The organism is Kribbella sp. NBC_01245, from assembly GCF_036226525.1.
Lineage (GTDB): Bacteria > Actinomycetota > Actinomycetes > Propionibacteriales > Kribbellaceae > Kribbella.
In genome coordinates this window covers 7,542,025-7,554,641 of record NZ_CP108487.1, presented here as the reverse complement: position 1 = coordinate 7,554,641, position 12,617 = coordinate 7,542,025, and the positions used below count along the sequence as shown (strand labels likewise).

Annotated in this window: 11 protein-coding genes; 4 read left to right on the top strand and 7 right to left on the bottom strand. The window is 68.3% G+C overall.

What is annotated here, in order from left to right:
* The first annotated feature begins 211 nt into the window (after nucleotides 1–211).
* From OG394_RS34615 to OG394_RS34605, 3 genes are all read left to right on the top strand, one after another.
* Nucleotides 212–673 (top strand): hypothetical protein, encoded by a 462-nt coding sequence (locus tag OG394_RS34615; RefSeq protein ID WP_328991421.1) that lies wholly within the window; start codon nucleotides 212–214, stop codon nucleotides 671–673.
* A complete protein-coding gene (locus OG394_RS34610) occupies nucleotides 670–984 on the top strand; it encodes a transcriptional regulator (RefSeq protein ID WP_328991420.1) in 315 nt (104 codons plus the stop codon). The genes OG394_RS34615 and OG394_RS34610 overlap by 4 nt, the downstream gene beginning before the upstream one ends.
* A 67-nt stretch (nucleotides 985–1,051) precedes the next feature.
* The gene (locus OG394_RS34605) at nucleotides 1,052–2,437 is read left to right on the top strand and encodes an MFS transporter (RefSeq protein ID WP_328991419.1); all 1,386 of its coding nucleotides are present in this window, start codon (nucleotides 1,052–1,054) and stop codon (nucleotides 2,435–2,437) included.
* Nucleotides 2,438–2,447: 10 nt separating this feature from the next.
* Here the strand turns inward: OG394_RS34605 and OG394_RS34600 are convergent, their stop codons facing one another.
* Genes OG394_RS34600 through OG394_RS34580 form a run of 5 tightly spaced genes read right to left on the bottom strand, consistent with a single transcriptional unit; the run spans nucleotide 2,448 to nucleotide 9,082 of the window.
* Nucleotides 2,448–3,500: a MazG family protein gene (locus tag OG394_RS34600; RefSeq protein ID WP_442914246.1), complete on the bottom strand. Its 1,053-nt coding sequence runs from the start codon at nucleotides 3,498–3,500 to the stop codon at nucleotides 2,448–2,450.
* Entirely contained in the window at nucleotides 3,500–4,171 is a 672-nt protein-coding gene (locus OG394_RS34595) for a hypothetical protein (RefSeq protein WP_328991418.1), read from the bottom strand. Before OG394_RS34595 ends, OG394_RS34600 begins: the two co-directional genes overlap by 1 nt.
* 15 nt (nucleotides 4,172–4,186) lie before the next feature.
* Nucleotides 4,187–7,819: a transcription-repair coupling factor gene (gene mfd / locus OG394_RS34590; RefSeq protein WP_328991417.1), complete on the bottom strand. Its 3,633-nt coding sequence runs from the start codon at nucleotides 7,817–7,819 to the stop codon at nucleotides 4,187–4,189.
* On the bottom strand, nucleotides 7,816–8,400 hold the full coding sequence (gene pth / locus OG394_RS34585; RefSeq protein WP_328991416.1) for an aminoacyl-tRNA hydrolase: 585 nt from the start codon (nucleotides 8,398–8,400) through the stop codon (nucleotides 7,816–7,818). The genes mfd and pth overlap by 4 nt, the downstream gene beginning before the upstream one ends.
* A gap of 55 nt (nucleotides 8,401–8,455) precedes the next feature.
* The gene (locus tag OG394_RS34580; protein ID WP_328991415.1) at nucleotides 8,456–9,082 is read right to left on the bottom strand and encodes a 50S ribosomal protein L25/general stress protein Ctc; all 627 of its coding nucleotides are present in this window, start codon (nucleotides 9,080–9,082) and stop codon (nucleotides 8,456–8,458) included.
* 226 nt (nucleotides 9,083–9,308) lie between these two features.
* Between OG394_RS34580 and OG394_RS34575 the strand changes: the two genes are divergently transcribed.
* Nucleotides 9,309–10,019, top strand: a complete 711-nt coding sequence (locus OG394_RS34575) for an ABC transporter substrate-binding protein (RefSeq protein ID WP_328991414.1) — start codon at nucleotides 9,309–9,311, stop codon at nucleotides 10,017–10,019.
* On the opposite strand, the gene OG394_RS34570 is transcribed toward OG394_RS34575, so the two are convergent.
* Both OG394_RS34570 and OG394_RS34565 read right to left on the bottom strand, forming a co-directional pair.
* On the bottom strand, nucleotides 9,997–10,638 hold the full coding sequence (locus OG394_RS34570) for a response regulator transcription factor (RefSeq protein WP_328991413.1): 642 nt from the start codon (nucleotides 10,636–10,638) through the stop codon (nucleotides 9,997–9,999). The two genes, OG394_RS34575 and OG394_RS34570, sit on opposite strands and share 23 nt — an antisense overlap.
* Complete coding sequence (locus tag OG394_RS34565) at nucleotides 10,626–12,575, bottom strand: sensor histidine kinase (RefSeq protein WP_328991412.1); 1,950 nt, start codon at nucleotides 12,573–12,575, stop codon at nucleotides 10,626–10,628. The genes OG394_RS34570 and OG394_RS34565 overlap by 13 nt, the downstream gene beginning before the upstream one ends.
* Nucleotides 12,576–12,617 lie beyond the last annotated feature (42 nt).

Below are 12,617 nucleotides of genomic sequence, written 5' to 3'. Positions count from 1 at the left end.
TTTGCACTGCGAGTAGGCGGACCGCCAGGTCCACACCAACGTGTCAGTTCGCGCTGTTCAGCCGTTTCCGGGCCGCGGTGTGGTGCTGGCGGTCCACCCCGAACTAGCCGGCCGCACGCAGGTGAGGACCGTAGAGCCGCGAACCTCTCGCCGCCCGGAGAGCTAGCTTTCCACTTGCGGAAGTGGAAAGTTATTGCTTATGGTTTCCGGTATGGAAAGTGATGCGCGGGAGCAGTTGGCCATGGTCGAGCGGGCGGAGGCGGCGCCGTACGTCGACTATCCGCCGACGCCTTGGTGGTACTTCCCGTCGGTCGGGCTCTGGGCGGCCGCGCTGATCGCGGCGTTCGCCTGGTGGCGTGAGAACACGGTGCTGTTCATTGGGACGATCGTGGTGCTGGTGGCGCTCGAAGGGGCGTTCATCGCGTGGATGAGCCGTCGGCACGGCGCCTTGCCGATGCCCGGGCGCGGGACGCCGCCGGCCGAGATCGCGGTCGTATGGCGCGGGTACTTCGCCGGTGTAGCAGTCGTCGTCGCGGTGGTGGGGCTCGTGTGGTGGCTGGCCGGTCCCCCGGTCGCGGCGCCGGTTACCTTTGTGCTGGTCACGGCCGGGTTGGTGCTGTACGAGCGCCGGTATGCGGTCGCCGCGGCGAAGGTCCGGGAGCGCCTCGCGTGATCGATGGCCTCGACTCCGTCATCCACGCGCCGAAGCGGCTGGCCGCGATGGCCGTACTCGCCAACGCCCCCACGGCCTCGTTCCGCTTCTTGAAGGACTACTTGCAGATCGCCGATTCGGACCTCTCGAAGCACATGTCCGCGTTGGAGGCCGCCGGCTACGTGAGTACGTCGAAGGACGGCCGCGGGCGCGGTGCCACCACGACGTACAAGCTGACCCGCGAAGGCCGGAAGGCGTACGTCACGCACCGGGATGCCCTGCGCGCGCTGCTCGACGGCCCGCTGCTCGGGGAAACCGCGGCCGAGGGCTAGCATCGGGCGCGGCGACTCGCCCAGGTATTCGGTGGCGGTGCCGGGCGGGCCCGCTTACGGTGAGCAGATGGCCGAAGCCGGCAAGGCTGCTCCGTCAGCTCGACTGGACTTTCACGCAGCGGGGACACGGACGTTCCTCCACCTGCTGGGGAACACCCTGCTCACCTCGGTGATCAACTTCACCGTGTGGTTCGCGATCACGTTCTATGTCTACCTGGAGACGCGCTCGGTCTTCGCGTCGGCGATGATCGCCGGCCTCTTCCTGGTGATGACGGCGTTCACCGGGATCTGGTTCGGCAGCCTCGTCGATCACCACAGCAAGAAGACGATGATGCTGCTCTCGGGCGCCGCCTCGTTCGTGCTGTACCTGGTCTGTTTCGCCATCTATCAATCCGTGCCGGCCGCTACCTTCAAGGATCCGACGAGCGTCACGTTGTGGGTGTTCGTCACGCTGCTGATGCTCGGCGTGATCGCCGGGAACATCCGCACGATCGCCCTGCCGACCCTCGTCACGTTCCTCATTCCCGAGGACCGGCGGGACAAGGCCAATGGGCTCGTCGGCACGGCCTCCGGTGTGTCCTTCCTGGTCACGTCGGTCATCAGCGGTGTGCTGGTGGCCGCCGGTGGCATGTTCTACGTGCTGCTGCTGGCTATGGCCGTGCTGCTGCTGGCGACCGTCCATTTGTGGCTCACCTCAGTGCCGTCGGGCAAGGTCGAGCTCGCGGAGGGCGAGGTGCCGGAGCCGAAGCAGGTCGATCTTCGGGGGACGATCAAGGTCATCCGCGGCGTGCCCGGGCTCATCGCGCTGATCCTGTTCACGACGATCAACAACTTCCTGGGTGGGGTGTTGATGGCGTTGATGGACCCGTACGGCCTGTCGCTGGTGTCCGTCGAGGTCTGGGGATTCCTCTGGGGTTTCCTGAGCGCCGGCTTCATCATCGGTGGGTTGGTGATCGCCCGGGTGGGCCTCGGCAAGAACCCGGTGCGGACTCTCCTGCTCGTCAACGTCACGCTGTGGACGATCACCGGGGTGTTCACCATCCAGGCCTCTCTGGCCCTGCTCGTCGGCGGCCTGTTCCTCTACATGTGCCTGATTCCGTTCGCCGAGGCGTCCGAGCAGACCATCCTGCAACGAGTGGTCCCCTACCACCGTCAGGGCCGGGTCTTCGGTTTCGCCCAGAGCGTCGAGCAGGCCGCCTCGCCGCTCACCGCGTTCCTGATCGGCCCGATCGCGCAGTTCATCTTCATCCCGTTCATGACCACCGGCGCCGGGGTCGACCTGATCGGCGGCTGGTTCGGCACGGGCCAGGATCGCGGCATCGCGCTCGTGTTCACGCTGACCGGGATCATCGGCCTGATCCTCACCCTCGGCGCGATGGGCACGAAGTACTACCGCGGCCTATCCGAGCGCTACCTCCACACCCCCGCGCCCGCCGACGCCGAAGCCGGCTGATCGGCTGGCGCTATCGGCCGAGTTCCGCAGCGCGGATCTGGTCGGCCAGGCGGCGTACGGCGTCGCGGAGTGCCTGCTCGGCGTCGATGCCGGATTCGCGGGCGAGGCGGACCAGGTTCAGGAGGTCTTCGCCTAGACGGTCGGCGTCGGCCACTTGGTCAGAAGGGACCGATGAAGCGCGACTCGCCGCGTCAGAAGGGCCCGATGAACGGGTTTGTGGCGTGTCGCCCGCGGCGGGCGGCAGAACGGGCGGCTGGGCGTCGGCTGGGAGGTCTAGTTTTGCGGCGCGGGAGAGGACTTTGTCGGCTAGGGATAGGGCGGGGAGGGCTAGGGGGATGCCTTCTAGGGCTGAGGTGCGTTGTTTTTCGGCGGCCTTGATGGATTCCCAGTTCGCTTCGACTGCGGCGGCGTCGGCGGCGTGGGTGTCGGCGAAGACGTGGGGGTGGCGGCGGATGAGCTTTTCGACGATGCCGCCGGCCACGTCGTCGATCGAGAAGGGGTCGTCGGGGTCCTCTTCGGCGATGCGGGAGTGGAAGGCGACTTGGAGGAGGAGGTCGCCCAGTTCCTCGCTGAGGTGGGTGTAGTCGCCGGTTTCAATCGCCTCGAGGGTTTCGTACGTCTCCTCGAGTAGATATTTCGCGAGGGACGCATGCGTCTGCTCCTGGTCCCAGGGGCAGTTCGAGCGGAGGCGGTCCATCACCCGGACGAGGTCGATCAGGCGCGCGCCCGGTACGTCGTACGAGCCGTAGAGGATTTCGACCTCGTACGTCGGGCGTGGTTCGGCTGAGAGGGCCTCGGCGGCTTGGCGTAGGAGCGCGGGTTCGCCGTCGTCGGCGACGAGCCAGACTACGGCGGAGCCGGCGTTGGCCGAGGTGGTGAGCCAGTTCCAGGGATCGCCGATGACGTCAGTGACGGTCAGACCCGCGCCGGTGACGGCGGACGCCTGCGGCGAACCCGACGTACCGATTGAGGAAGCCGTCTCCAGCGCCGACCAGGCCGCTCGGGTGAGCAGGCCCGGTGCGACACGAGGGCTGGTGACGAGGAGAGCGATCCGGCCAGACATCAGCCCTGCGGCTGCTGCTGCTCGGCCTGCCGCTTGGCCTCTTCGGCGTCCTTGATCGCCTTGGTCTGCGGCGAAAGCTCGGACAGCGAACCGGAGGCCTTCGTGTCGAGGCCGGCCGCCGGGTCCCACTTTCCGTAGCGCGGGCTGATCGTGATCTCGATGTTCTTGAGTTCTTCCGCGATGATCCGGCCACCGGCAGCCGAGGCGTTCTGGTCCGCGATCGACGTCGATCCACCCAGCTTTGCGGTGCTCAGTGCCGTACGCACCAGGGCCACCTTGAAGTCCTGCGTCAACTGACCGCCGAGTTGGAAACCCTCCGCGACCACAGGACGGAAATTGAACTCTTTCTCAGCGGTCGCGATCTCGGCCGGAGTCGGCGTAACGGACCTGCGCGCGGCGATCTGCTCGACCAGGGCGGCCTGAACCAGCGAGCTGATGACGACATCGGGGGTCAGGGTCAGCCCCGGCTCCTTGAGCTTCACGGCGGCCTCGGCAATACCGTCGTTCGCCGCAGTCGTGAGGTCCTGAACCTCCGAAACGGAGATTTGCTCGTTGCCGACTACGGCGGCGGCGCCAGGGTGGGTTCCGTCGGCACAACCGCCGAGGACCACAAGGGCGCCGGCTGCCGTGGCTGCCAACAGGGCCCTGCGCAGCGCGTTGTTCGTGCTCACCCGAATCTCCTCCAGCTACGAGCGCTGAGCCGGGACCGGCTCGGCGATGACGTCATCGATCAGTCTGGTACACCACTGCAACAACTCGACGTCGCGCAGTGGTTGCCCGGCGACCGGCCTGGTGGTCGGTCTCGGCACCAGGATGGTACGCAGTTGGGCCTTGACCAAGCTCTTCGGGTACAGCCTGTTGAGCCGAAGCACCTTGGAATCCGGCAGGTCGACCGGCCCGAACCGGATCAGGTTGCCCTGCAGCGTCACGTCGGTCAGACCCGCCTGGCGGGCCCGGTTGCGGAACTTCGCGACCTCGAGCAGGTTCTGCACGGGCGCCGGGATGTCGCCGTACCGGTCGTGCAGTTCCTCCACCAGCGACGCGATGCCGTCCTCGTCGCGAACGGACGCGAGCCGCTGGTACATCTCGAGCCGCAGCCGCTGCGAGGGCACGTAGTCGTGCGGCAGGTGCGCGTCGATCGGCAGCTCGATCTTGACCTCGGGCTCCTCGGCCGGGGTGTCGCCGCGGAACTCCGCGACGGCCTCGCCGACGAGTCGCACGTACAGGTCGAAGCCGACGTCCGCGATGTGGCCCGACTGTTCGCCGCCGAGCAGGTTGCCGGCGCCGCGGATCTCGAGGTCCTTCATCGCGACCTGCATACCGGCACCGAGGTCGGCGTGCTGCGCGATGGTGGCGAGCCGGTCGTGCGCGGTCTCGGTGAGCGGTTTCTCCGGCGGGTAGAAGAAGTACGAGTACGCCCGCTCGCGACCACGGCCGACGCGTCCGCGCAACTGGTGCAGCTGGGACAGGCCGAGCAGGTCGGACCGCTCGACGATGAGGGTGTTCGCGTTCGAGATGTCGATCCCCGACTCCACGATCGTCGTACAGACGATGACGTCGGCCCGCTTCTCCCAGAAGTCCTGGATGACGCGCTCGAGGTGGTGCTCCGGCATCTGGCCGTGCGCGACCGAGACGCGCGCCTCGGGCACCAGCTGGCGGATTCGCGCGGCGGCCTTCTCGATCGTGTTGACCCGGTTGTGCACGAAGAAGACCTGGCCCTCGCGCAGCAGCTCGCGCCGGATCGCGGCGGTCACCTGGCCCTCTTCGTACGCCCCGACGAACGTCAGCACCGGGTGGCGCTCCTCCGGCGGGGTCGCGATCGTCGACATCTCGCGGATGCCGGTGATCGACATCTCCAGCGTTCGCGGGATCGGCGTCGCGGACATGGTGAGTACGTCGACCGCGGTCCGCAAGCGCTTGAGCTGTTCCTTGTGCTCGACGCCGAACCGCTGCTCCTCGTCCACCACGACCAGGCCGAGATCCTTGAACGTCACCTCGCCACTGAGCAGCCGGTGCGTCCCGATCACCACGTCGACCGAGCCGTCGGCCATCCCGTCGACCGTTGCCTTGGATTCCTTGTCGGTCTGGAATCGCGACAGCGGCGACACGTTGACCGGGAAGTTCGCATAACGCTCGGCGAAAGTCGCGTAGTGCTGTTGCACCAGCAGGGTCGTCGGCACCAGTACGGCCACCTGCTTGCCATCCTGGACGGCCTTGAACGCGGCCCGGACGGCGATCTCGGTCTTGCCGTACCCGACGTCACCGCAGACCACCCGGTCCATCGGCGTGACCCGCTCCATATCGCGTTTCACGTCGTCGATGGTGGCGAGCTGGTCCGGCGTCTCGACGAACGGGAAGGCGTCCTCCATCTCCCGCTGCCAAGGGGTGTCCGCGGCAAAGGCGTGACCCTTGGTGGCCTGGCGCGCGGCGTACAGCTTGATCAGTTCGGCCGCGATCTGGCGGACCGCCTTGCGCGCGCGGCCCTTGCGCTTGGCCCAGTCGCCGCCGCCCATCTTGTCCAGCGTGGGCTGTTCGCCGCCGACGTACCGCGTCACCTGGTCGAGCTGGTCGGTCGGCACGTACAACCGGTCGCCCGGTTGACCGCGCTTGCTCGGCGCGAACTCGATCACGACGTACTCGCGGGTGGCCTTCTGCTGGCCGGTCCCGACCGTACGCTGCATCATCTCGACGTACCGGCCGACGCCGTGCTGCTCGTGGACGACGAAGTCGCCGGGCTGCAGCTCCAGCGGGTCGACGGTCTTCTTGCGGCGGCTCGGAAGTCGTTGCTGGGAACGCCGATCGGCCATCGACCGTTGGCCGGCGATATCGCTCTCGGTCAGTACGGCGAGCTTGATGCCCTCGGCAACGAACCCGCGTTCGAGCTGTCCCTGCGAGATCAGCACCACGCCGGGCTCGGGATCGGCACCGATACCGTCGACCATCCGGGCCGCGACTTCGCTCTCGGAGAAGATCTCCGCCAACCGCTGCGCCGGGCCGTGGCCCTCGGTGATGCAGACGACGCGCCAGCCGTTGCGCAGCCAGCCGCGGACGTCCTCGACGGCGGCGCTGGTCTCACCGCGGTACGGCTCGACCTCGTGCGCGTCGACCTTCCGGCTCTTGACCGCGCCCTCGTCCGGGTCGATGTCGAAGCTGACGACCTCGCCCATCGAGTCGCGCAGCACGGCATCATCGCCAGTCGGAGCGGCCGCGAACGGCGACATGCTCCACCACGCCAGGCCCCGGGCCAGCGCCTGCGAACGGACGTCGGCCAGCGACATGTACGCCGCCGCGCCCAGGTCGATCGGGGCATCGCCACCACCGGCGGCCGCGGCCCACGACGCCTCCAGGAATTCCTGGCTGGTCGCGACCAGATCGTGCGCGCGGGCCCGGACTCGCTCGGGATCGCTGACGACGACGTGGGTGCCTTCGGGCATCAGGTCGACGAGCAGTTCCATCTCGTCCACCAGCACCGGCGCGAGCGACTCCATGCCCTCGACCGCATGCCCCTGCGCGAGCTTCTCGAACAGCTCGGAGAGCTCGGGATGTTCCTTCGCCAGTACGCCGGCCCGCGCGCGAACGTCATCGGTCAGCAGCAGCTCGCGGCACGGCGGCGCCCATAGGCCGTGCTCCGCGATCTCCAGCGAGCGCTGATCCGCGACGGCGAAGTACCGGATTTCCTCGATCTCGTCGCCGAAGAAGTCGACCCGCAGCGGGTGCTCCTCGGTCGGCGGGAAGACGTCGATGATGCCGCCCCGGACGGCGAACTCGCCCCGGCGCTCGACCAGATCGACCCGGTTGTACGCCGCGGCGGCGAGACGCTCAACGACGTCCTCGAGCTCGATCGTGTCGCCGAGGTGCAGCTGGACCGGCCGGAGATCGGCCAGGCCCGCGACCTGCGGCTGGAGCACACTGCGAACCGGCGCGACCAGGATCTTGATCTGGCCGGTGGTGATGTCGGACGAGTCGGGGTGAACCAGGCGGCGCAACACGGCGAGCCGGCGGCCGACGGTGTCCGAGCGCGGGGACAACCGCTCGTGCGGCAGCGTCTCCCAGGCCGGGTAGTAGGCGACGGAGGCCGGATCGACCAGGCAGCCCAGCGCCGCGGTCAGGTCCTCGGCCTCGCGGAAGGTGGCCGTCACCGCCAGGATCGGGCGGTCGGCCCCGCGCGCCTCGGCGAGGGCGGCGAGCAGCACCGGCCGGATCGGGCCCGGCGTACTCAGGTCCAGCTTGGTCGCGACCTCGGACCGGGCATCGGTGAGCGCGCCCGCCACCACCGGATCGGTGACCAGAGCATCGACGAGTCCGGCCAGTTTGGTCACGAGTTGTACTTCCCCTGAGTTGCTTCGAGCCCCTCCATCAACAGGCACTCGACCGCGTCGGCCGTGCGATCGATGACGAAGGGAAGGTCCTTCCGCTCGGTCGAGCTGAAGTCGTCGAGCACGAAATCGGCCGGGCTCTGCCGCCCCGGCGGACGGCCCACGCCGACCCGGATCCGGAAGTAATCGCCGGTGTCGATCGAGCGACGGATCGACTTCAGGCCGTTGTGGCCGTTGTCGCCACCGCCGAACTTGGTCCGCAGGGTGTCGAAACCGATGTCCAGCTCGTCGTGGATCACGACCAGCTTGGCCGGGCTGGACTTGAAGAACCGCAGCAGGCCGGAGACCGGTCCACCCGACTCGTTCATGTACGTCCGGGGGCGGGCGACGATGGCCCGGACGCCCGGTATCCCGCCGAGGCGCCCCTCGGTCACGTCCGCCTGGACCTGCTTCGCGGACTTCAGCTTGCCGCCCATCCGGGCCGCGAGCTCATCGACCACCATGTAGCCGATGTTGTGCCGATTACCGGCATAAGAAGGGCCGGGATTCCCCAGCCCGACGACCAACCACGCGTCGTCCGCCACGGATCCCCGGCCCTCCTTGTCAAACGTTCTGAAAAAGTGGTGCTACGTGGTGCTACTACTCGACCGGCGCGGCGGTCGGCTCGTCGCGGACGACGCCCGCCTCGGCCTCGGCGGTCGCCATGTCGGCGTCCAGCTGCTCGGCGGTCTGGCCGGCTGTGACGTTGACGATCAGCGTGTCCGGCTCGATCGCCAGCGTGGTGCCCTTCGGCAGGACCAGGTCGGAGGCGTGGATCTGCGCACCGGCGTCCAGACCCTCGATCGACACGGAGACGCCGTCGGGGATGTGGGTGGCCTCGGCCTCGACCAGGATGGTCTGCGCCTCGGTGACGACCAGGGTGCCGCTGACGGCCTCGCCCTCGACGTGCACGGCGATCTCGACCTGGACCTTCTCGCCACGCTTCACGATGACGAGGTCAACGTGCTCGATGGTGTTCCGGATCGGGTCACGCTGGACCTGCTTCGGCAGCGCCAGCAGGCTCTCGCTGCCCTCGACCTCGATCAGCAGCAGCGCGTTGGCGGTCTTCAGCGCCAGCATCGTGTCGTGACCGGGAAGGGTGATGTGGACCGGGTCAGTGCCGTGGCCGTAGAGCACGGCGGGCACCTTGTGGTCCCGACGGATTCGGCGGGCAGCACCCTTGCCGAACTCCGAACGCGATTCGGCTTGGATCTTGACCTCGGCCACGAAAGTACTCCCTCAGAACGTTGCGGTGATCTGCTTATCGATGGAAACCAAGTTGCTGGCCTCAGCGGGCGCGTTATGACATCTCAGACGTCACGCAACGAACCACCGCGTCGATCACGGAGCCGCGCCCGCACCTTCCGGGGGGCGTCCCTCGCCGAGGCAACCTATTCAGTCTACCCACCGACCCGCCACAGAAGGAAATCCGGTATCCCCTTACCGTTCAAGCGTGCGGATCGTGTCTCTTTCACCCTCGGCCACGGAGATCTGCTTCGCCCTGGGCGCCGGGTCCGACGTGGTCGGAGTGACCTTCGAGTGCGACTACCCGCCAGAGGCCAGAACACGCCCGATCGTGTCGTCCACAGCGCTGCCGGAAGGCCTGGATCCGGCTGGGATCGATGCCGCCGTACGGGACTTGATCGCCGCTGGGACCGACCTTTACCACCTGGATCGCGACGCTCTCGCCCGCCTGGACCCGGACGTCGTGATCACGCAGGACCTCTGCGCCGTGTGCGCGCTCGACTCGGGCGATGTCACGGAGGCCCTTGCCTACCTGGGATGTACGGCGGAGGTCGTGACGACCGATCCGCGGGACCTCGCGGGCGTATGGGCATCGGTCGAGCTCATCGGCAAGGCGCTCGGCCGAACGTCCCAGGCGTCGTACCTGCTCGAAGGTCTGCGCGAGCGGGTCTCGTCCGTGAAGAGCAGCCGGTACGGCGTACCGCCCGTGCGCGTGATGCTTTTGGAGTGGACCGATCCGCCGTACGCCCCGGGCCACTGGATCCCCGAAATGGTCTCCGTCGCCGGCGGAATCAACGTCCTCGGCTCCATCGGCGCGCGGTCATTTCCGACCACCTGGGCCGAGGTGGCTGCCGCTGCACCGGACAGGTCGACCCGCTTTATGCCCGCCGGGTTCGTTAATGCTGGCCGAGGTAGGTGAGGACGGCCAGAACGCGGCGATGGCCTTCGGCGTTGTTCACCAGGCCCAGTTTGGCCATGATGCTGCCGACGTGGGTCTCGACGGTCCGCTCGTTCAGCCAGAGGCGGCGGCCGATGCCGGCGTTCGTACAGCCTTCTGCCATCAGCGCGAGGACCTCGCGTTCGCGCGGGGTCAACGTGGCCAGCCGATCGTCGCGATGCGGTCTGCCGATCAGCCGGCCGACGACCTCCGGATCCAGGACCGAACCACCAGCCGCCACCCGGGTGAGGGCGTCGAGGAACTCGTCCACGTCCAGCACGCGGTCCTTGAGCAAGTAGCCGAACCCGCCGCTACTGACCAGCTCCACCGAGTGACGGGTCTCGACGTGCTGGGACAAAAGGATGATCCCCATCGCCGGATGCGCCGCCCGGATCCGGCGGGCGGCGCGCGCGCCGTCGTCGGTGTGGTCGGGCGGCATCCGGATGTCGATCACCGCCAGATCGGGCCGCGTCTCGGCAACGACGCTGACCAGGGTCTCCGCATCCCCGGCCCGGCCGACGATCTCGTGATCGGCATCGGCCAGCAGCCGGGCCAGGCCCTCCCGGAACAGGGCGGAGTCCTCCCCGATCACGATCCGCACGGAAGCACCGCCTCGATCGTCGTGCCCTGACCGGGCGGGCTGTGCAGGGACCACGAACCGCCGACCGCCGCGACCCGGTCGATCAAACCGCTCAGCCCGGAGCCGGGACGTGCGGCGGCGCCACCGCAACCGTTGTCCTCGATCCGGATCTGGACGTCTTCCGGCGACTGTTCGACCTGTACGGCGATAGAGGTGGCGCGCGAGTACTTGGCCGCATTCGTGACCGCCTCGGCCGCGACGTAGTAGGCGGTGACGATGACGTCGTTCGGCAGGTCGCCCGCGGCGATGTGCAGCCGAACCGGGATCGGTAGCGACTGCGTGATCGCGGCAAGGGCTGCCTGCAGACCGTCGTCGAGACTGGTCGGACGCAGGCCGTGGGCGATCTGGCGGAGTTCAGCGATGGCCGTGGTCAGCTCAGCGACGCCTTGGTCGAGTAGCGCGTCGACGTCGACCGTGCCCTTGTCGAGGTGCCGTTGAGCGAGCCGCATCGCCATCCCCAGCGAGACGAGGCGTTGCTGGGCACCGTCATGGAGATCCCGTTCGAGCCGTCGTCGCTCGGCATCCCCAGCCTGCACCAGCCGCGTCCGGCTGGCCTCCACTTCGCGCAGCGCGCGAGCCAACTCGGCACGCAACCGTGCCACCTCGACCAGACTGGCCGCATTGGCCGCGACTGCCCTCAGCACGGGCGGCCCCGCCGTACCTGAGGATGCAAGTACGCCGATCTGCAGGCCGCCGAGGAGTACGGGCACCATGCCGGTGTCCTCGACGGGCCGGCCGGCCGAATCGACGAATCCGGACGCGCCGGGAACGAGCAGACCGACGCGCAACTGCGGATCGCGCAGAGCCCGGCGGAGTGTCGCCTCCAGCTCTTCGGGTTGTGCCTGCTCGGTGTGAATTCGCCGCTGCAGGTCTTCGATCGCCAGCAGGGCGGCTCGGCGAGGCGGGTAGAGCCGCCGGTCGACGAGCCGTTGGAGCCTTGTTCGCAAGGGTGCAAGGACCAGCGCGCAGGCGGCGGTCGCAGCCGCGGCGGCCGCGGCCGAACCTTGGCCGAGTACCAGTCCGAGGGTGAGGGCCGCCAGCGCATAGGCGCCCAGCAGGACCACCATCACCACGGCATACGTGACCGTGTCGGCCAGCACCCGGTCGACGTCGTACAGGTCATGACGAAGCATCGCCACGGCCACCGAAGCAGGCAGGGCGACCAGGACGATGACTCCGTAGATCGTTGCCACCGGCCCCGTTTCGCCGGCGACCACGATCTCCGCCAGGCAGACCAACGGGTAGAGCACGGCGGCGACGCCCGCCAGCGCGAGCCACTTCAGCTGCGCCCTGGTCTTGCCCGCGGATCGCCGGGATCGGGCCACCAGCGAGGCCGCCGAGACCAGGAACAGCGCCAGCATGAGGAAGAAGGCGACGTCGCCGACGACTCGCACCGGCGCCGGTGCGGGGGCGAACGGGCGCGGGAGGTCCTGCAGCGGCGAGAGGAACGGCGCCGAGGCCACCGCACCGAAGGCCTGCTGGCAACAGCCCAGGATGACCAGGGCGATCGGCACCGGTGTCCATCGCGATCCGGGCAGGCGGCCGTCCGGGAAGTAGAGCAGCAGAAGCGCGACGGCGATCATCAGCCACCAGCCGCTCTCGTCCAGCAACGCCACCACGCGGGTGTCCAGCGGCAGGTCCGACTGGAGAGCGGCGGTGTAGTAGACGTCCCGCGCGGCCAGGAACACCACGATCCCGCCGATCCAGGCCACCAGTGCACCGACCGGATTGCCCGGCACTCGGTGGGTGATCACCAGACCCAGCACGGTGATCGCCGTACCGACGATGGCGAGGCCGGCGAAGTTCTTCGGGGTGCTTTCCAGGACCCAGGCGCTGCCTGCCAGCATCGTCAGGACGAGCAGGAAGGTGCCGAACGCAAGCCATCGCGGCCACCGCATGTCGCCACTGTAAGGGCCGGATTGCCCCGGATGGCTCCGAGC

What these genes read in the sequence shown, in the direction of transcription:
- OG394_RS34565 (WP_328991412.1), bottom strand. Translation starts at nt 12,575, where the DNA reads ATGCGGTGGCCGCGATGGCTTGCGTTCGGCACCTTCCTGCTCGTCCTG.
- OG394_RS34605 (WP_328991419.1), top strand. Translation starts at nt 1,052, where the DNA reads ATGGCCGAAGCCGGCAAGGCTGCTCCGTCAGCTCGACTGGACTTTCAC.
- OG394_RS34615 (WP_328991421.1), top strand. Translation starts at nt 212, where the DNA reads ATGGAAAGTGATGCGCGGGAGCAGTTGGCCATGGTCGAGCGGGCGGAG.
- OG394_RS34600 (WP_442914246.1), bottom strand. Translation starts at nt 3,500, where the DNA reads ATGTCTGGCCGGATCGCTCTCCTCGTCACCAGCCCTCGTGTCGCACCG.